We start from the raw sequence: 17,555 nt of genomic DNA, 5'->3' as shown, positions 1-17,555 counted from the left end.
GGCGGTGTCACGCTACGCGGATCGAGCTTCCGAGATACTTCGAGAGCACTTCGGAGACCGAGTCCGCGTTGAACGGGTCCAGATCGGCGGCGATGGCCGCCTTCAGTTCTGCGAAGGCGTCCTCGTCGATCCGGAGTTCGCTGAACGAGACGGACTCGACAGGGACGCCCAGTTCCGATTCGACGACGCCCCGGAAGTGGGACTTGTCGGCCAGTTCCCCGCGCCAGCAGTTGTCCCGGAAGAACAGCCAGCCCGGCTCGCCCGGCGGGTCGGCTCGCCGGAAGACGGTCGTCTCGAACCGCTCCGGATCGGTCGCCACGCCGCCGGACGTATCGAGGCGGAACCGCACCCGGAAGACGTAGCATGCCGGGGCCTCACGAGGGTCCGAGGGGGGCACGGCTCAGTCGTAGATGCCGTCGAACCGTTCGGCGAGGTCGATATCCTTCTGGGTGATCCCACCGGCGTCGTGGGTGGTCAGTCGGACCTCCACTTCGCCCCACGTGATCGTCATCTCGGGGTGGTGCCAGGCGTCTTCGGCCAGTCCCGCAGCGGCGCCGAGAAACCCCGACGCGTCCAGGTAGCCGTCGAACTCGAAGGCACGGACGATCTCGTCTCCCTCCCGGTTCCAGCCCTCGGGGAGTCGCTGTTCGATCTCGTCGTCGGAAAGCAGGTCTGCCATGGGCGAACGCTGGAGTGCCACGCCGAAAACCGTTGTGCCGGTCACCCGCTGGTGTCGATCGCCCGTCGAAGCTTCCACTGCGTCCCCAGAACGCCGACCGTGACGACGGCCAGTGCGACGACCGCCCACGTCGGCAGGATACCACTCGTCGCACCGGTCCAGACCGCGAAGCCGCCGAGTCCGAGCATCAGGAGACAGCCGTAGGTGAACACCTGTGCTAGCCGTCGGTGGTCGCGGCGCCGGTCCTCGTCGTAGCCGGTCACCTCCAGTAACCCACCGATCGCGACGGCGACGAAGCCGGCACCGACGACCAGTGGGGTGATGCTCACCATCGGCTCAGTCGTCGGCGAGTTCGTCTAAGACGGCGCTGGGGATCTCCTCGCGCATCCCCTCGGGGATGTCGTCGGGGTTCATCTCCTCGACGAATTCAGGCGGTTCGGACTGGTCGTCCCCGCCGAAATCCGGGTCGAACAGTTCCAGTGCGGTGTGGATCGTCGACCAGTCGTCTTCCTCGGCGGCGTCTCTGAGACTCCGGGTCGGCGCGGCGAGCAACTGTGAGACGATCGCGTCGGCCATCGACTCGACGACTTCGCGCTGGTCCTCGTCGAACGCTGCCGCGGAGAGCGCGGTGTTGAGTTCGGCGGCCTTGATCTGCTCGGCGCTCTCGTACATCGTCGAGATGACCCGGTCGGCCCGCTTGCGCTTGTACTGGGTCAGCAGGTGGTCGAACTCCTCGTCGACGAGCCGTTCGACTGCCTCCGCGGCCTCGCGACGCTGTGTCCGGGTCTCCTCGGTGACCGATTCGAGCGCGTCCAGATCGTAGACGGTCACCGACTCCAGATCGCCGGCCTCGGCTGGAACGTCACGGGGTTGAGCGATGTCGACGACGGCGGTCTCGCCGGCGTCCTCGAACGCCGCCGTCTCGAAGACCTTGTCGTTGCTCCCCGTCGCGGAGACGACGACGGCCGCTTCTTCGACGGCGGCTTCGAGGGCGTCCAGTGCGACCGCGCTCGCGTCGGTGTTGATCGAGTCGGCCAGATGCTCCGCGTGTGGAACGGTCCTGTTCGCGACGATGACGTGGTCGACCTGTTCGGCGAGTGCGACCGCTGCGAGCCGCCCCATCTCGCCGGCGCCGACCACGAGCGCGCTCTCACCGTCGAGATCCCGATCGGAGCCGACGAGTCGGACCGCCGCTGAGGCCAGCGAGACGACCCCCTCGTTGATCCGCGTCTCCGAGCGGGCCTGTTCGCCGACGTGGATCGCCTTCGTGATCCCGTCTTCCAGGACCGGTCCGATACCGCCGACACCGCGGGCCTCCTCGTAGGCGGTCCTGAGTTGGCCGAGGATCTGGTCCTCGCCGAGGACGATCGACTCCAACCCTGCAGCGACGCGGAGGAGGTGGCGAAGGCTCTCCTCGTGGTCCATCACCACGGCCGCGTCGTCGTCGATATCGCGTGTGAACAGCTCCAGGGCCGACACCCCGGCCTCGTGTGACGGGGCGACGACGTAGCCCTCCGTCCGGTTACACGTCTGGAGCGAGAGCGCTTCCTCGACACCGGGCCGGGACAGCAGCGTCTCGACCGCGTGGCGCTGGCTGTCCGCGGCCGCAGTCTCTAGTTGGTCGACGGTCGCGTGCTCGTGCGAGACGCTCACGCCGACGATGACTCCGTGCTGGTCTCTCACGCCGTCTCACCCGGTAGATCCTCGATCACGTCTGCTAGTACTTGGTCGGGATTGGGTTCGCCCCTATCTAAAGCCTTCCAAAGCTCCCGGTTTCTGACAACGGTCCGGACGATCTCACGCCGGCGCTCGGGATCGACCCCCTGGGACTGGAGGTCGTCGCGCAGATCGCCGACGAGCGTGGCCATCGCCCCGGCCGACCCGAACTGGGCTTCGAACTCCTCCCGGAGGTACTTCGACAGCGCGGGGGCACGACCACCGGTGGCGAACGCCAGCGTGACGGGGTCGTCCCTGACAGTCGCCGGCACCGCCACGTCGTCGACCGCGCGCTCGCCGTGGTCGTCCGCCCGGTTGACGAGCGCGCCGGCCTCGCGTGCCGCGGCCGCGGCCGCGTCGTTGAGGTCGCTATCGTCCGTCGCGGCGACGACGAGTGCGGGGTCGGTCCGTTCGACCCACGCCACGATCCCGTCCGCGTCCGGCGCCGCACGGACCTGCTGGGCGTCGCCGAACTCCCTTTCGGCGAACTCCGGACTGACGACCACGACGGTCGCCTCGGCCGCGAACCGGCGGGCCTTCCGTGCACCGACCGGCCCGCCGCCGACGACCAGGACTGTCTCGTCGGTGAAGTCGTGCAGGAGCGGAATCACGGTTCGGTGGCGGCCTCGGTGTTGGCTCGTGCCCGCTCGTCCAGTCTGATCCCCGTCTTCTTGAGGATGCGCGTCGAGAACAGCGTGTCCCAGTCGTCCTCGCCGACGTCCCAGTACTGGCTCATCCGGTCGTGGACCTGCTGGATGCGCTGCTGGCTCTCTTCCTCGCTGCGTCCGTGGGTCATCGCGAAGAAGTTGTACGGCCAGACCCCCTCGTGGCGTGGTCGCTCGTAGCAGTGCGTGACGAAGTCGAACTCGGCGATCGCCGGCCCGACCTCGTCGACCACGTCGTCGGGAACGTCCCAGACGGTCATCCCGTTCTCGCTGTAGCCCAGCGCGTAGTGGTTCGGGATCGCGCCGACCCGCCGGACCTTCCCCTCCTCGTCGAACCGCTTGATCGTCTCGACGACCCACTCGGTCTCGGCACCGATCTCCGCGGCCACGTCGGCGTAGGGCGTCGCAGTGATCGGCAGGCCGTCCTGGATCGCCAACACGAGGTCCAGTTCCGCGGCCGTCAGCGACCGCCGATCGGTCGGCGTCACCTCCGGGCCGGCGTCCGAACAGTCGACGGCCTGGGTCTGTGGTCCCTCGACGGGGAACTTCGCGCCGACGTGGAACTCCTGTTGTTTGGGGAGGTTGTACGTCTCCTCGCCGGTCTCGGCCTCGATATCGGCCAGCACCGCCTCGACGCGGGCCTCGTCGGCGACCGAGAGGACGAACCACATGTTGAGATGCGGGTGTTCCCGCTCGTAGTTGTGCGCGACTTCCGGGTGGTCGTTGATCAGTTCCGCGTGGTCGTCGTAGCGCTCGGGCGGCGCGTGTGTCGCCACCAGCGTCGCCGTCCCGCCGATCGCCTCGGCGTCGATGAGTGCGCCAAAGCGGGTGAGGACCCCGTCGTCGTCGAGTCGCTGTACCCTATCGAGGAGTTCCTCGGCGGTAACGTCGATGCCGTGGTCGGCCAGCGCGTCGGCGGCCGGCTCGAAGGGGCGTTCGACGACAGGAAACCCCCCCTGGAAGGCGTTGAGGACCGCGCGGTCGACTGATTCGAGGTCCGCTGTCATACGATAGGCTCGGGTCTGGGCGGACATAAACAGCCCGGACGAGACAGCCGCTGGGTGGCGGCAGAGCGCTTTACTGGTTCGGGACCTAACAGGAACCGTGTCGATCTCCACGCTCGAACTGGGGTTCAGACTGTTCGTCTTCCTCTGCGTACTGGTCGCTGTCCCCGGCTCGTTCCTCCTCATGTTCCGAGTGTTGGATTACGCGGCCAAGGAGACGCTGATCGAGCAGTTCTCGGGCGGGCAACAGCCCGATACCGGCCAACTGAACGCCTACTTCGAGCAGGCGGCCGTCGAGGCGGTCACGTGCCGGATCTGTGGTTCCGCCAACGGCACTGACTACACCTACTGTCACAACTGTCAGGAGCGCTTGCAGCACTGAGCGCCCGCGGTCAGCCTTCGACGCCGCTCACTTCGTAGCCACGGTCTTCGAGATCGGCCAGCAGGCCCTCGTGGTCGGCGCTGGCCTCGTAATAAAACACCAGATCGAACGATCCCTCACGGAGGAGTTGCTGGCACTCCCAGACGAACGACTCGTCGTCGAGTGTCAGCCCCTGGTGCTGGTTGGACGCGAACTCCGGGTCGTCGCTGCCCGAGTAGACGAACGTGTCTGCGGGGTCGTGTCCCGCTGCGGCGGCGATCCGTTCGCCGACCTCGATCGTCGCCTGCATCATCTCGATCTCGTCGCTGCCGTCGTACTCCGTGTGGACGATGGTCCCGTTGAGTTCGATCTCGCCGGGTTCGAGTAACTGCTTGGTCCGTCGGTAGAGGTCCTCGTCGAGCGTATCTGCGTCAGCCATGGCTGGACGTGGGTCCTGGCTCCCCTAATGCACTTCGCATTCGCAGTCGCTCGAAAAATGCCGCACAGAATCGGTCCGCCGACGGTCCGCTACCGTCGGGTATCGGTGCCAGTGGACGCGGGTACAGTACCCGTCTTACAGGCGCGTCAGATTGGTTGCCCGAGGGCCCTTATCTGCCTGCTCGATGTCGAACTCGACTTCCTGTCCCTCTTCGAGGTCAGGACCGCCGACGTCTTCCATGTGGAAGAACACGTCTTCGTCAGCGTCGTCAGTTTCGATGAATCCGTAACCGCCAGTGTCGTTGAAGAAGTCAACCGTACCGGTCGCCATTACACACCTACATACAACCCCGGGGATATATAAAATATGCGCACGGTTCACGGTCGCGATCCGAGTGGGCGACCGATCCGTTCCACAAAGTCCTTATCGGCGCGTTGATATCAATTCAGTAATGCTGGACAGGGTGCGTACCGTCGGCTATGCGGCGTACGAACGGCTGTTGCGGTCGGAGATCGGTGGCGCACCTGATCACGTCGCTGTCATCATGGACGGCAACCGCCGCTACGCCCGCAAGGAGGGCGAGGAAACGACCGAAGGCCACCGGGAAGGCGCTCAGACCACCGAACAGCTGTTGGACTGGTGTGACGAACTGGGTGTCCGGGAGGTGACGCTGTACACCTTTTCGACGGAGAACTTCGACCGGCCGGCCGAACAACGGGAGTTCATCTTCGACCTCGTCGAGGAGAAACTCCGGACGTTCGCGGACGCGGATCGGGTCCACGACGCCGGAGTGTGCATTCGTGCGATCGGCGAGCGTGAGATGCTCCCGGACCGGGTCCTCGACGCCATCGACTACGCCGAAGCGAAAACGGCGGGGTACGACGCCCTCAACCTCAACATCGCCCTGGCCTACGGCGGCCGAGCGGAGCTTCTGGGGGCTGCTCGGGACGTGGCCCGTAGCGTCCAGGCCGGCGAACTCGAACCGGACGACGTGGACGTCGATACCGTCGCGGAGTCCCTCTATCAGGGGCCGACCCGAGACGTCGATCTGATCGTCCGGACCGGCGGCGACGAGCGGACGTCGAACTTCCTGCCCTGGCACGCCAACGGCAACGAGGCGGCGACGTTCTTCTGTACGCCCTACTGGCCGGAGTTCCGCAAGATCGACTTCCTCCGGGCGATCCGGACCTACCAGAACCGCCAGGAGTCCTGGCGGACGACCCGGGCCCGGCGCGCGCTCGCACTCGTTCGCGCAGTCGGTGACCGGGACGTGTCGCAGGCAATGGCGACGCTCCGCCGGTTCCGTGACGCGCTCCCGAGCGCCGAGCGCGAGCAGGCGGACGAGGAGTACGAACTCGCCGACTAGCGGACCGAACCGAACGGGACCCGACGGATCCGCAGGTCCCCGACGGGCGTCACCAACACCGTCAGCGGGCGATCCGGGTCCGGTGGCCCGCCGAGACGCCAGTCGGTGTCCGTGACCGAGCCGTCTGCCGTCTCTACCCGGACTCGGTAGGTTCCCCGACGGTAGGTGACACTCTCCTGTTGGATGCCGCCGGTCGGCTCGACGGCGTACTCACGCTCTAGCACCGTCGTCGAGTCGCTGTCGGTCCCATACTCCACTGTGACACTGATCTCGTGGGCCTCTGTGTGGAGGTTGTGGACGCGATAGGAGGCCCACCGTCCGTCACACGGTGTCGCGAAGTTCTCCGCGCTGTCCTCGCTGGCGAAGACATCCGAACAGTCGAAGTATCGATCCCTGTAGTCACCGGCTCTGACGACCAGCCCGGGACTGACAAAGTACAGCGCCGGGAGCTGTCCCCAGTCGGCGTGGACGTCGTCGGCGTAGTTTGCGTACCCAGTCGACGTCGCGAGGACGTAGTGCCCGCCGTGTGCGGGTCGGTCGTGTCGCGCGGTGCCCTGTGCGCTGATCTCCTCGACGTTGTCCGCGTGCAGCCGGTTGTACGCCCGCGTGCGCTCGAAGGTCCTGGCGAACTCGACGGCAGCCTCGCGTGTCGGTTCGGCCGGCCGATCCGGGTACGACTTCGGTCCTGTCGGCGTCGGGGCGTAGGTCCCCGTCCCGTCGGGAGTCGGAACCGGTGTCGGCGAGCGGTCGGTCGTCGAGCGACTGGTACGGCCGCCACCGTCCGTGGCCGAGCGACAGCCAGCCAGGGAGAGGGCGGCTCCGACCGCCCCAGCCTGGAGGTACCTGCGGCGGGTCAGCAGCGTGTCCATACTCGCCGTTCCGATGGCCGTGGCAAGGGTCTTCTGTGCGGTCAAACGCTGGCTTGAGCGTCCGAGCGACGCCGATCGCGACATCGGCTTACTGGCCGAACCGCCGCTGTCGCTCCTGGTAGTCCCTGAGTGCCCGCAGATAGTCCCGCTGGCGGAAGTTCCGCCAGTTCACGTCGGTGAAGTACAGTTCGGAGTAGACCGACTGCCAGATCATGAAATCCGAGAGGCGCTCGGCGCCGGTCTTGATGACGAGATCGGGGTCGGTCGGGAAGACCAGCTGCTCCTCGACGGCGTCCTCGTCGATCTCTGCCGGTGTCAGTTCGCCGTCGGCCACGTCTTCGGCGAGCTTTGCCACCGCCGTCGCGAACTCCGATTGGCCGCCCAGTCCGATCGAGATCTGGATCGGTGCGTCGGCTTGGCGTTCGTCGTCCGGTCCTCGCACCGCGACTGTCTTCGGCGCGCGAATGGCCGAGAGTTCCTGTCGGAGCGTCGGGACGACCTCTTCGTCGAGGACGCTCACGTAGACGACGATCGTCTCCGCACCGTACCGGACTGCCCAGTCGAGGAACCGCTCGACGGTCGTGTAGGCACCGTCGGTCAGCAGGTCCCGCTCGGTGATGACGAGGGCGACGCGGTCGGGGAGGGCGGCGTCACTCATGCGGACGCGGGTCGCGAGGTAGCGGTCGTACAGGCCCACAGTGGCGGGTACACCGAGGGGATGCCTAAAATTCACGACTCGGCGTCTCACCGGGACACGGACGGGACCCTCTCGGAGTTCGGAAACGGTAAGTGGCTCTCCGGGGTACCGGAGAGACGTGACTTCGACCGTACGGCGAGCGGCCGGGTTCGCGCTCGTCGGGGCGTTCGCACTGATCGTCCCGCTCGCGACGGGTATCCAGTCGCCCGCGGTGGCGACTGTCGTCGCTACCGGTCCGTTCGTCCTCGTCGCAGCCCTCGTCCTGACTGTCGTCGATCCGGGGTCCCGTCTCTTCGAACTGTTCGCTCGCCCGGGGGACTACGAGGACGGGAAGCTCCACGGGTTGGCCGCGTTCTCGCTCGCTGTCGCCGGGTTGGCGCTGCTTGCCGTCCAGTTCGGGATGGCCGCCTGGGTGTTCGTCGGGACCGTCTTCGTCGTCGCCTTCGGCAACCTCGGACAGCGACTCGTCGCCTCGGTCAGGAGCGACCAGTTCGTCGCCACGGGGGCGTTCATCGTCGCCGGGTTCCTCGCGGGCTTGGCCGGGCACGTCGCCGGTGCGCGGCTTCAGTCGGCAGCGGTAGCGCCTCCGGTCGTCGTGTTCCTGGCGGCGACCGGGGCGTTGGTGGCCGCGCTACTGCGGTCGGTCCTGTTCGAACGGGACGATCCGCTGGTGTTGCTCACCGTCGGACTCTTACTGTGGTTGCTCGTCGTGCTCGACCCATCGGTTGCGACACAGCGGATCGGCGTCGCACTGGCCGTGACGGCAGTGTTGGGATACGTCTCCTACGCGCTCGATACGGCCTCCCTCCCCGGGATGTTGACCGGTATCCTGCTCGCACTGCTGACGATCGTCCTCGGTGGCTACGGCTGGTTCGCGATGCTCGTGACGTTTTTCGGGCTCGGTGGGCTCTCCTCGAAGTACCGCTACGAGGAGAAACTCCAGCGGGGGATCGCCGAGGAAAACGAGGGTGCCAGGGGTAGCGGGAACGTCCTCGCGAACTCGATCGTCGCGCTCGTGGCCGTCCTGGCGACCGCCGCGAGCCCGTCCCATATCGCCGTCGACCCCGTGCTCTTCCTCTATGCCTTCGCCGGGGCGGTCGCCGCGGCGATGACCGACACCTTCTCCAGCGAGTTCGGCGGGCTCTACGACAACCCCCGGCTCATCACGACTCTCCGCCGGGTCGAACCAGGGACGGACGGCGCGGTCACCTGGCAGGGAGTTGTCGCCGGCCTGGTCGGTGCGGGAATCATCGCCGGCATCGCGTCGGCGCTGCTCGCTGCCGTCGGCACGACTGGTGCTCTCGTCGTCGTCGTCTGTGGGCTGATCGGGATGACCGTCGATAGCCTGCTCGGTGCGACTGTCGAGGGCACTATCGTCGGCAACCAGGGCGTCAACATGTTGGCCACGCTGGCAGCGGCGATCACCGGTGTCGTCCTGGCGCTCGGTGGCGGCCTCGTATGAGTCCGATCCGCGAGGCCCGTCCTGAAGATCGCACCCGGTTACGGGCGATCCAGACGGCCGCGCTCGACCACCCGTGGCCGGATCTCCTGACGGTCGCCGTCGACGGGCCGCCGGAACTGCTCGTCTACGACGACGACCGGCCGGACGGGTACGCTCTGGTGGTTCCGGATCACCCGGTCGCGTACCTCGCGGAACTGGCCGTCGACCCGCCGGTACAGGGACAGGGGATCGGGACGCTGTTGCTCTCGACGTTGTTGGAACGGCTTCGAGATCGGGGGTTCGAGACCGTCCGGCTCACCGCTCGGGCCGACGACGAGCGCGTCCGGAGCTTCTACGAGCGGTTCGGCTTCACCCTCGAAAGTCACCTCCCGGACCACTACGACGACGGCGACGGTGTCCTGTTGTGCCGTCAGCTCTGATCGCCGCTCTCGATCCGGACGTGGACGCTCGTGGGCTGTTTGACGTACTCGCCGTGGTCGGTGGCGACGACAACGTCGACACCACGCTGTGCAGCGACGTCGAGCACTCTCTGTGAGCACGGCCCGTCGAGGACGACCGTCTCGGGCACACGCTCGTTCTCGGCGACGAGCGAGACCGCCTCTTCTGCGTCCCCCTCCGCGAGAACCGTCAGATCAGCACCGAGAAGCCGGACCTGTCCAGTGGTCGCGCCGATGACGGCCTCGATATGGTCCGAGAGCGTCTCCGGCGGCCGCTGGGTCGATTCCTCCGGATCTGTCTCGGTTTCGGACGGTTCGACTGCTTCCGTGACGGTGACCGTCCCACTTTCGTCGGCGTCTTCGATGGTCTGTGTGGCTCGCTCGGTGGCGACGGACCCGTCGGCTCTGGCCGGCTCGTTCGGGTCCGATTCGTCCTCGCTCTCGACGAACTCGTCGTAGGGGATCTTGTCCCGCAGTGCCGCCATCGCGTCGGCTCGGGACAGATCCTCGACCGACTGGCCCCGTGGTGCGAACGCGACGTAGTCGATCTCGCCGACCTGTGCCAGTTCCTTCAAGATGAGGTCGCCGCCGCGGTCGCCGTCGAGGAAAGCGGTGACGGTCCGGTCGGCTGTCAGGGCCGCGACGGCGTCGGGAACGTCGGTTCCCTCGACGGCGATCGCGTTCTTGACGCCGTATTTCAACAGCTGGACCACGTCGGAACGACCCTCCACGACGACGATCGCGTCGGAATCGACGACCCGCGGGCCTGCAGGGAGTCCCTCGTACTCCGTGACGTCTGCGACGCGGACCCGCTGGCGAACCGTCTCGACGATGTCTTCGGTGGTCACGGAGTCGGCCTCGAACTCGGTCAGGAGCTCCGTCGCCCGATCGACGACCTCCCGGCGTTTGGCGCTTCGGATGTCCTCGATGTCGGTGACGGTGATCTCCGCGCCGCAGGGACCGACCTGCTCGATGGTCTCCAAGGCCGCTGCGAGGATCGCGGTCTCGACCTTGTCGAGGCCGCTCGCGACGGTCACTTCGCCACGGGATCGGCCACCCTCCGCGGTGATCTCGACGTCGATCCGCCCGACCTTCTTCGAGTCCTGGAGGTCCCGCAGGTCCATGTCGTCGCCGAGCAACCCCTCGGTCTGTCCGAACACCGCACCGACCACGTCGCTTCGCTCGACGACGCCGGCGGCGGTGATGTCAGCGTGTATCAGATATTTTGCCGTGTCTTGCATCGTTGTACTCCGCGTGGCTGGCCCACCGCGGACAGCAGGGCCGACCGTTTGTTACTAGGGCGTAGGCAGGGTGGACTCAAATAAGCTGTCCACCTGGCCGCTCACTCCGTCGAGAGCGACGAGAGCACGTCGCCGGCTGTCTCCATCGACGCCATCGGATCGCTCGGGTCGTCGTGTTCGAAGACGAGCCACTCGGTGCCGGCCGCCCGTGCGGCGTCGACGACGGCCTGGAGGTCGACGACGCCGTCGCCCAGGTCCGTCGGCTCCCCGTCGGCGGTGACGTCTTTCAGGTGGACGACCGGGACGCGACCCGACAGCGTCTCCAGCAGGGCAGCGGGGTCACGGCCCGCCGCTCGTGCCCAACCGGCATCGAGTTCGATCCCGACGGTCGTCTCAGCGAGCAACCGGTCGAAGGCGGTCTCGGTTCCGACCGGAACGAACTCGTGAGTGTGGTTGTGATACAGCAGCGGTTTCTCGACGCTCCCGGCCAACTCGTCCAGTTTCCTCGCGGTCTCGGTGACCGCCGCCGCGTCAACGAAGTGGTCGTCGTCGAGATACGGGACGACGACGTAGGGGGCACCCAGCGTGGCGAGTTCGTCGGTGACACCGGCAGGGTCGGACTGGATCGTCTCGGCGTCGACGTGGGCACCGGCAGCGAGCAACCCCGTCGATTGCAGGCGCTCCGCCGTCTCGACTGGGTCCGACAGGCCCGCGAACTCGACCCCGTCGTATCCCGCCGCGGCGATACGCTCGAACAGTTCGTCCTGCGGACCCGGATGCTCACGCAGGGTCCACAGTTGGATCGCGGTGCGCATACCCGCTGCTGAGACCGCGAGCGTGATATAACCGGCCCCACAAACCCCGGCCATGGGACTCACGGAGGAGCGGATCGACCCCGCACGGTTCCTCGAAGACGTAGAGATGCGCGTCGGTGAAGTCGTCGATGTCACGGACTTCCCGGCCGCACGGAAGGACGTCTACAAGCTCACGGTCGACTTCGGCGACGAACAGCTCCAGTCCGCCGCAGGGCTGACCGACGTGTACGACCACGAGGACCTGTTGGGTGCGCAGGTCATCGCCGTCGTGAACCTCGGGACCGTGACTATCGCCGGCTTCGAGAGCGAGTGTCTCGTGACCGGTGTCGACGGTGCGGACGGCGTGGTCCACCTGACCACGGAGCGGGACGTGGAACCGGGGACCCGCGTGTATTGAAGACAAATTCTCTTCGGATAGGACGACCGAAGGAACGAAATTGATTTGTACGGGAGATAACTAGCTTCGTTCAACAATCATGAGACACGTGCGCACCGCCGGGTGGGCAGTCGTCGCGTTCGCACTGATGGCGCTTGCTGTCCCGTGGTTCCTCTGGGACAGTTCGCTGGTCGCCGCCGGCCTCCCGGTCTGGCTGTGGTGGCACATCGGGTGGATGGGGCTCGCCAGTGTCGTCTTCGCCGTCTTCGCACGCACCGCCTGGGGCTTGGGTATCGAGGAGGTGCCCGCCGATGGCTGAGACCACGCTCCAGTTGGGCATCGTCGGCGCGTACATGGTGGTGGCGCTGGCGGTCGGGGTCGTCGCCTACCGGCTGACCGACCGCAACGCAGAGGACTACTATCTCGCCAGCCGGACCCTCGGGACCGTCGTCCTCCTCTTTACCACCTTCGCGACGCTGCTGTCGGCGTTTACCTTCTTCGGCGGGCCGAACCTCGCGTTCTCGGCCGGCCCCGAGTGGATCCTGGTGATGGGACTGATGGACGGGATCATCTTCGCGATCCTCTGGTACGTCCTGGGCTACAAACAGTGGCTCGTCGGCAAGCGACACGGCTACGTCACGCTGGGGGAGATGCTGGGCGATCGGTTCGGCTCGACCCCGCTGCGGGTCCTCGTCGCCGGTGTGAGTCTCCTCTGGCTGTTCCCGTACGTGATGCTCCAGCAGAAAGGTGCCGGCCAGGCCCTGGTCGGACTGACCGACGGGGCGGTCCCGTTCTGGGTCGGTGCGGGCGGGATCACCCTCTTCATGATCCTCTACGTCGCCGTCTCGGGGATGCGCGGCGTCGCCTGGACCGACACGCTCCAGGGGTTGTTCATGCTCTCGCTGGTCTGGATCGCCGTCGCGTGGGTCCTCTCGTCGGTCGGTGGTGCCGGCCGGGCGACGGCACTACTCGCCGAGACCAATCCCGAGTTCCTGGCGCTGGGCGGCGGCCTCTACACCCGGCAGTACATCGTCTCGACGGCGGTCAGCATCGCCTTCGGCGTGACGATGTTCCCCCAGATCAACCAGCGCTTTTTCGCCGCCGGCTCCAAGACGGTCCTCAAGCGGACGTTCGCGCTCTGGCCCGTGCTCGTCCTGTTGTTGTTCGTCCCGGCGTTCATGCTCGGTGCCTGGGCCGCGGGACTGGGCGTCGAGGTGGCCGAGGGGAGCAACGTCGTCCCGGCCCTGCTCGCGGAGTACACGCCGACGTGGTTCGCGGCGCTGGTCATCGCCGGCGCGATGGCCGCGATGATGTCCTCCAGTGACTCGATGTTGCTGTCCGGCTCGTCGTATCTCGCCCGCGATATCTACCGGCCGCTGACCCGCTCCTCCGGTGGAACCGACGGCGAGCGAGCCGCGACCGGTGCTGGACACGAGACCCTCGTCGCCCGCGTGGGCGTGGTCGTCTTCGCGACGCTGTCGTTCGTCGCGAGCCTCTACACCCCCGGAACGCTCGTCCAGATCGGCGACACGGCCTTCAGCGGGTTCGCACAGCTGACGATGCCGGTCGCGTTGGCACTGTACTGGCGCGGGACGACCCGACGCGGGATGTACGCGGGTATCCTCGGGAGTCAGGTCTTCTACATCCTGCACGTCTTCCCGGTGGTCGAGGCGAGCGCCGGATTGGTCGACCTCTCGCTCTCGCTGCCCGGAACGTATCTCGGGTGGACGCCGGGAATCGTCGGAATCCTCCTGGGGACGGTCCTGACTATCGGTATCTCGCTCGTGACGACGCCGGCGTCCACCGAGAACCGGGCCGCCTATCGCGTCGACGGTGTCGAAGCCGACTGACGGCCTCACGTCGTCGGTCACTTCTCCGTCCGGATGGGTGAAACTAAAGAGCGTGGGGCTCCCGAACTCAGGTATGGACACTGAGACCGCTGGCGACCGAAGTCGCCTCGTCCGCGTACTGCTCGCCGTGGGGCTGGGAATCCTCGCGCTCCGATCGCTCCGTGGCGGGAAGCGACTCCGCGGCGTTCTGACCGGGGTCGGTGCCGTCGCTCTGGGCGTCTCCGCGGCCGGGAACAGCGGCCCCGCGGTCGAACCGCTCCACGAGACCGACGACACCGACTTCGAGACGGACGCGAGCGTCGACGTCGGCACCGATAGTTCGGACACGGCTACGGCGTCCGACGACACCGACGAGACCATCGCCGTCGTGGCCGACGACACGGCGGGCTCCCTGACCTGTGTCGAGTGTGGCGAACCGATCGTCGCGGGCCAGCGCCGGCGACCGAACGGTGACGGCGAGACCGCTCACGATTCCTGTCTGTGAGTCGCCGGGGCTGAGCCGACGACGGCATCTGCCACGGACAAACTACGCCCTTTTTTGTTCGGCGCGTCGACCGACACGTATGCACACACACATCGTCCCGGTCGGCTTCGACTACGACCGGCTCATCGCGCCGCTGGTGCGCGAGCAACTCGACGTCGATCGGGTCATCCTGCTCGAAGGCGCCGTCGGGAGCGAGGCCAACGTCGAGTACTCGCGCAACCTCGCGCGGAAACTGGAGAAAGACTACCAGAACCTCCTGGGGGCCGAGACCGAGCGGTTCGTCATCGCCGACGTCTACGACTACGACGACGCCTTCGAACAGGCCTTCGAACTCATCAACGCGGAACTCGACTCGGGCAGCGAAGTGTGGGTCAACGTCTCCGCGATGCCCCGGACGGTCTCCTTTGCCTTCGCGACGGCGGCCCACTCCATCATGGTCGAGCGCGAGGGTGACCGGGACCGCATCCACACCTACTACACGGTTCCCGAGAAGTACTTAGAGACGGAACTGGCCGAGGAACTCCGCCGGCAGGCCGATCTCCTCCAGGATATCCAGGCCGGCGAAACGGTCGACGACCGTGTCGACGAGCGACTCGAAACCGCGCTGGATCTGCTCGACGAGTTCGACGAGCGCGGGACGACCATCGGTGCCAAGGAGATCGACGGCTCCCACATCGTCGAACTCCCCGTCGCCTCGTTCTCGAACGTCAAACCGTTCGAGGAGGTCATCCTCTTTACGCTGGGCGAACACGGCGAGTTCGAATCGGTCTCCGAACTCGCCCAAGAACTGGCCCGGGATCTCGGTGAGGAGTACACCGACTCCTTTCGCTCGAAGGTCATCTACAACGTCGACCGCCTCGGTCCCGGCGGGAAAGGCTACATCGAACAGGAGGATCACGGCAAGTCCTACCGGACGCGACTCTCACGGATCGGCGAACTGTGGGTGCGGGCACACTCCGCCGAGGACCGCGCCGAGACGGATCTGAGCTAGTCGGTCTCGACGCCCGTGATCTCGAACCGTGCTCCGCCGTCGGCCCCGTCTGTCACGGACAGGTCCCAGCCGTGGGCTTGGGCCACCCGGTTGGCGATTGCGAGCCCGAACCCGGTGCCGTCCGTCGCGGTCGAGTAGCCCGGTTCGAACACGTCTTCACGCTCGCTTGCCGGGATTCCCGGCCCATCGTCGGCTAGATAAAAGCCGGACTGATCCGGCAGCGTCCCGACGGTGACTGTCACCTGTTCGTCCCCGTGCTCGACGCTGTTTCGGATGAGGTTCTCCAGGAGTTGTCGCAGTCTGGTCCGGTCTGCACGAACGGATAGTGCCGTCTCCACGTCGAGCGTGGCCGCCGCCGTCTCGACGGTCCGCCAGCAGCGTTCGACAGTCTCAGCCAGCGAGACCGTCTCGATCTCCGAGAGTTGCCGGGCTTCCTGTGCCAGCGTCAGCAAGTTGTCGATGAGTTCCTCCATCCGGTCGTGGGCGTTCGCCACCTCGGCCAGGTGGTCGCTGTCGTTGTCCCGTCGTGCCAGTTCGAGGCGACCGGTCGCGACGTTCAGGGGGTTCCGGAGGTCGTGGCTGACGACGCTGGCGAACTCCTCCAGTCGCTCGTTCTGCTGTTCGAGTTCGGCAGCCTGTTGGCGCAGTCGCTGTTCGGTCTCGATCCGGTTCAGCCTGGCCTGTGCCTGCGTACACAACAACTCGACGAGTTCGAGGCTGGCCTCGTCGAACGCACCCGACTCCTGTGAGACGCTCTGAAAGACGAACTCGTCCCCGAACGGAACTGTCAGCGAGGATACGAACGCCGTGTCAGCCGGCCTGACGTCCCGGGTCCTGATATCGTCGACGACGATCGCCTCTCCAGTCCGATAGGCCATCGCCGCGTCGCTCTGTTCCGTGTCGACCGGGATACGGCCGTAGTACTTATCAGAGTCCAGATGAGACGAAACGGCCTGCGGAACGAGACAGTCCTCTTGAACCTCGTTGACGATCGCGACATCGAACTCCAGTATCTCCTCGGCAGCAGTGACGATCTTCTCGTGGACGCGACTCGCGGTCTCACAGTTCTCGATTGTCGTCCCGACCCGGTGGAGGGCCGTGATCTTCTCCTTCTGCCCGTGGAGTTCACGCTCCCGGGCCTTCCGGTCGGAGATGTCCCGCGAGAACCCGACGATGCGCTCGACACAGGTGCCGTCGGTGACTGGATGTCCTTTCACCCAGACCCACCGTTCGTAGGACTCCTGGGGGTTGACCCGCAGTTCGATATCGATCGGCGAGCCGGCCGATAGCTGCTCCATCGCCTCGCTGGCACGTTCTCTGTCCGCCGGATGAACGGCGTCGAGCACACTGCTTTCACCGGCGTCGAGTGCCGCCGTCGATACGCCCCACAGTTCTTCGAACGCCTCGTTCATGAGGTATACGTCGTCCCAGTCGGCCGAGACCATCCAGAGGATGTCGTCGCTTTGGGCGACGAGTTCCTCCAGTGTCTGTTCCCGCCAGCGGTGCCGGCGGCAGGCCTGTGTGCTCTCCAAGACATCGACGACGCGGTCACGCAGTACTTCCTGACCACCGTCGGGACCGCCCTGGGGGACGTAGTCGTCCGCGCCGGCGGCCAGGACTCGCGTGGCCAGGGACTCGTCGCCGTCGGCGGGGTAGACGACGACTGGTGGCGGCCGTTCGACAGCCCCGACGCGTTCGGTCAGCGACACGGCGTCGACCTCGGGCGGGTGGTGTTCGCTGACGACACAGTCGATGGACTCGGTCCGGATGCGGTCACACACTTCCGCTGTGGACCTCGCCTGAACCACGGTGATATCCTCCTGCGCGCTCCCGAGCGCGTTCGGTACCGCTCGGTCCTCCGCTGTGGTGACGTAGCAAACCCGCGGCTGCCCACACTCCGGCGGCGACCAGAACGGCCCATCAGCCATACGAACATCTCGCAACGACGGCTCAAATCGATTTCGGAATGGGCGATACCCGTTCGTGAAACTGCACGTTTCCGTGTAACGGAGGGCCGCCGGGCCACAGTGACCACACTCGCTCCCGATAGAAACCGAAGTCGTTAATCCGTGGGTGGGCTACCGTACACCTAATGGCGCGTCG

22 protein-coding genes are annotated in these 17,555 nt (G+C 66.4%); 9 read left to right on the top strand and 13 right to left on the bottom strand.

Going from position 1 to position 17,555, the window contains the following annotated elements; genetic code table 11:
- Positions 1-7: 7 nt before the first annotated feature.
- From lwrS to ahbB, 6 genes are read right to left on the bottom strand one after another with little or no spacing between them, the layout of a single operon-like run.
- Positions 8-397: an LWR-salt protein gene (gene lwrS, locus P0204_RS03760; RefSeq protein ID WP_379801816.1), complete on the bottom strand. Its 390-nt coding sequence runs from the start codon at positions 395-397 to the stop codon at positions 8-10.
- A 3-nt stretch (positions 398-400) separates the two neighbouring features.
- Positions 401-679: a 4a-hydroxytetrahydrobiopterin dehydratase gene (locus P0204_RS03755; RefSeq protein ID WP_276221799.1), complete on the bottom strand. Its 279-nt coding sequence runs from the start codon at positions 677-679 to the stop codon at positions 401-403.
- A gap of 41 nt (positions 680-720) precedes the next feature.
- Positions 721-1,011, bottom strand: a complete 291-nt coding sequence (locus P0204_RS03750; protein ID WP_276221797.1) for a hypothetical protein — start codon at positions 1,009-1,011, stop codon at positions 721-723.
- A 4-nt stretch (positions 1,012-1,015) separates the two neighbouring features.
- Positions 1,016-2,362, bottom strand: a complete 1,347-nt coding sequence (gene hemA, locus P0204_RS03745) for a glutamyl-tRNA reductase (protein ID WP_276221795.1) — start codon at positions 2,360-2,362, stop codon at positions 1,016-1,018.
- Positions 2,359-3,006, bottom strand: a complete 648-nt coding sequence (locus tag P0204_RS03740; protein WP_276221794.1) for a precorrin-2 dehydrogenase/sirohydrochlorin ferrochelatase family protein — start codon at positions 3,004-3,006, stop codon at positions 2,359-2,361. Before P0204_RS03740 ends, hemA begins: the two co-directional genes overlap by 4 nt.
- On the bottom strand, positions 3,003-4,067 hold the full coding sequence (gene ahbB, locus P0204_RS03735) for a siroheme decarboxylase subunit beta (protein ID WP_276221793.1): 1,065 nt from the start codon (positions 4,065-4,067) through the stop codon (positions 3,003-3,005). Before ahbB ends, P0204_RS03740 begins: the two co-directional genes overlap by 4 nt.
- A 97-nt stretch (positions 4,068-4,164) precedes the next feature.
- On the opposite strand from ahbB, the gene P0204_RS03730 reads away from it, so the two are divergent.
- Complete coding sequence (locus P0204_RS03730; RefSeq protein ID WP_276221791.1) at positions 4,165-4,446, top strand: DUF7577 domain-containing protein; 282 nt, start codon at positions 4,165-4,167, stop codon at positions 4,444-4,446.
- 10 nt (positions 4,447-4,456) lie between these two features.
- Here the strand turns inward: P0204_RS03730 and P0204_RS03725 are convergent, their stop codons facing one another.
- The gene (locus P0204_RS03725; protein WP_276221789.1) at positions 4,457-4,864 is read right to left on the bottom strand and encodes a DUF5778 family protein; all 408 of its coding nucleotides are present in this window, start codon (positions 4,862-4,864) and stop codon (positions 4,457-4,459) included.
- Positions 4,865-4,999: 135 nt separating this feature from the next.
- On the bottom strand, positions 5,000-5,194 hold the full coding sequence (locus P0204_RS03720) for a cold-shock protein (RefSeq protein WP_053967073.1): 195 nt from the start codon (positions 5,192-5,194) through the stop codon (positions 5,000-5,002).
- A 121-nt stretch (positions 5,195-5,315) separates the two neighbouring features.
- Between P0204_RS03720 and uppS the strand changes: the two genes are divergently transcribed.
- Positions 5,316-6,230: a polyprenyl diphosphate synthase gene (gene uppS / locus P0204_RS03715; protein ID WP_276221784.1), complete on the top strand. Its 915-nt coding sequence runs from the start codon at positions 5,316-5,318 to the stop codon at positions 6,228-6,230.
- On the opposite strand, the gene P0204_RS03710 is transcribed toward uppS, so the two are convergent.
- Both P0204_RS03710 and P0204_RS03705 read right to left on the bottom strand, forming a co-directional pair.
- Positions 6,227-7,144: an Ig-like domain-containing protein gene (locus P0204_RS03710; protein WP_276221782.1), complete on the bottom strand. Its 918-nt coding sequence runs from the start codon at positions 7,142-7,144 to the stop codon at positions 6,227-6,229. The genes uppS and P0204_RS03710 overlap by 4 nt on opposite strands.
- 43 nt (positions 7,145-7,187) lie before the next feature.
- A complete protein-coding gene (locus P0204_RS03705) occupies positions 7,188-7,796 on the bottom strand; it encodes an undecaprenyl diphosphate synthase family protein (RefSeq protein WP_276221780.1) in 609 nt (202 codons plus the stop codon).
- A 118-nt stretch (positions 7,797-7,914) separates the two neighbouring features.
- Here P0204_RS03705 and P0204_RS03700 point away from each other — a divergent pair, with 118 nt between their 5' ends.
- Both P0204_RS03700 and P0204_RS03695 read left to right on the top strand, forming a co-directional pair.
- Positions 7,915-9,258 (top strand): DUF92 domain-containing protein, encoded by a 1,344-nt coding sequence (locus tag P0204_RS03700; RefSeq protein ID WP_276221778.1) that lies wholly within the window; start codon positions 7,915-7,917, stop codon positions 9,256-9,258.
- Positions 9,255-9,677, top strand: a complete 423-nt coding sequence (locus P0204_RS03695) for a GNAT family N-acetyltransferase (protein WP_276221776.1) — start codon at positions 9,255-9,257, stop codon at positions 9,675-9,677. Before P0204_RS03700 ends, P0204_RS03695 begins: the two co-directional genes overlap by 4 nt.
- Here P0204_RS03695 and dnaG read toward each other — a convergent pair.
- Positions 9,668-10,936, bottom strand: coding sequence for a DNA primase DnaG (gene dnaG / locus P0204_RS03690; RefSeq protein ID WP_276221774.1), 1,269 nt, complete (start codon positions 10,934-10,936; stop codon positions 9,668-9,670). The genes P0204_RS03695 and dnaG overlap by 10 nt on opposite strands.
- Positions 10,937-11,037: 101 nt before the next feature.
- Positions 11,038-11,751 (bottom strand): sugar phosphate isomerase/epimerase family protein, encoded by a 714-nt coding sequence (locus P0204_RS03685; RefSeq protein ID WP_276221772.1) that lies wholly within the window; start codon positions 11,749-11,751, stop codon positions 11,038-11,040.
- A gap of 52 nt (positions 11,752-11,803) precedes the next feature.
- On the opposite strand from P0204_RS03685, the gene P0204_RS03680 reads away from it, so the two are divergent.
- From P0204_RS03680 to P0204_RS03660, 5 genes are all read left to right on the top strand, one after another.
- Positions 11,804-12,148 (top strand): tRNA-binding protein, encoded by a 345-nt coding sequence (locus P0204_RS03680; protein ID WP_276221770.1) that lies wholly within the window; start codon positions 11,804-11,806, stop codon positions 12,146-12,148.
- Between the two features lie 79 nt (positions 12,149-12,227).
- A complete protein-coding gene (locus P0204_RS03675) occupies positions 12,228-12,446 on the top strand; it encodes a DUF3311 domain-containing protein (protein ID WP_276221768.1) in 219 nt (72 codons plus the stop codon).
- Entirely contained in the window at positions 12,439-13,977 is a 1,539-nt protein-coding gene (locus P0204_RS03670; protein ID WP_276221767.1) for a sodium:solute symporter family protein, read from the top strand. The genes P0204_RS03675 and P0204_RS03670 overlap by 8 nt, the downstream gene beginning before the upstream one ends.
- Before the next feature lie 73 nt (positions 13,978-14,050).
- The gene (locus P0204_RS03665) at positions 14,051-14,461 is read left to right on the top strand and encodes a DUF2892 domain-containing protein (RefSeq protein WP_276221765.1); all 411 of its coding nucleotides are present in this window, start codon (positions 14,051-14,053) and stop codon (positions 14,459-14,461) included.
- 79 nt (positions 14,462-14,540) lie between these two features.
- Entirely contained in the window at positions 14,541-15,452 is a 912-nt protein-coding gene (locus tag P0204_RS03660) for an HFX_2341 family transcriptional regulator (RefSeq protein ID WP_276221763.1), read from the top strand.
- Here the strand turns inward: P0204_RS03660 and P0204_RS03655 are convergent.
- A complete protein-coding gene (locus tag P0204_RS03655) occupies positions 15,449-17,380 on the bottom strand; it encodes a receiver/sensor box histidine kinase (protein ID WP_276221761.1) in 1,932 nt (643 codons plus the stop codon). The two genes, P0204_RS03660 and P0204_RS03655, sit on opposite strands and share 4 nt — an antisense overlap.
- Between the last annotated feature and the right edge of the window lie 175 nt (positions 17,381-17,555).

It is taken from the genome of Haloarcula halophila (assembly GCF_029278565.1).
GTDB classification, from domain to species: Archaea; Halobacteriota; Halobacteria; order Halobacteriales; family Haloarculaceae; genus Haloarcula; species Haloarcula halophila.
The sequence above is the reverse complement of the archived record's forward strand: the minus strand, read 5'-3'. Positions and strand labels throughout refer to the sequence as shown.